The sequence below is a fragment of the Desulfocicer niacini genome (assembly GCF_054657595.1).
Genome location: NZ_BAAHYK010000157.1, coordinates 1 through 806, shown reverse-complemented (window position 1 = coordinate 806; position 806 = coordinate 1). Strand labels below are relative to the sequence as shown.

At 54.1% G+C, this 806-nt stretch carries 1 protein-coding gene; it reads left to right on the top strand.

What is annotated here, in order from left to right:
• Positions 1-22: 22 nt before the first annotated feature.
• Positions 23-806, top strand: a 784-nt coding sequence (locus ACYQ2M_RS25170; protein ID WP_459919156.1) for an IS3 family transposase, incomplete at its 3' end; no start/stop codon positions are given.

Genomic DNA, 806 nt, shown 5'->3' with positions numbered 1-806 from the left:
CCTTGAAGCCGCATGCGACGTTGTGGGTATAAGCTCCAGAACGTATCAACGATGGACCGGACAGCCTGATATCAGGAAAGATGGACGACCAACTGCTGTCCGTCCTGAACCGGCCAATAAACTGACCAGAGAGGAGACTGAAAAAGTGCTAACTATCTGCCATGATCCAGAGTTTGCAAGCCTTCCGCCGGGACAGATTGTGCCCCGACTGGCAGACGATGGCACCTATATTGCCTCCGAGTCTACCTTTTACCGGATCCTGCATCAGGCAGGTGAGCAGCATCACCGGGGCCGCAGTAGGGCGCCCCGGCACAGCACGCCTCCGAAAGGGTTCTGTGCCACCGGACCGAATCAGGTGTGGACCTGGGATGTGACCTGGCTGCCGTCTCAGATCCACGGCATGTACTTTTACCTGTATATGATCGTTGACGTCTACAGCCGAAAAATTGTTGGCTGGGAGGTTCATTCTACCGAGAGCGCCGAACTGGGAGCCACCTTTATCCACAAGGCTATCCTGGCTCAGGGGTGCATCTTGAAACCGCCGGTGATTCATGCCGACAACGGTGGTGCCCAAAAAGGATATACCATCAGAGCGAAAATGGACGCCCTGGGAGTGACAAAATCATACAGTCGCCCCAGGGTCAGCAATGACAACCCTTTTTCTGAATCGCTGTTCCGGACCTGCAAGTATCGGCCGGATTATCCGGGAAAACCCTTTGAATCGATAGAGGGGTCAAGGCAATGGGTAGCATCCTTTGTCCGGTGGTACAACTATGAACATTTGCACAGCGGTATCCGGTTTGTCA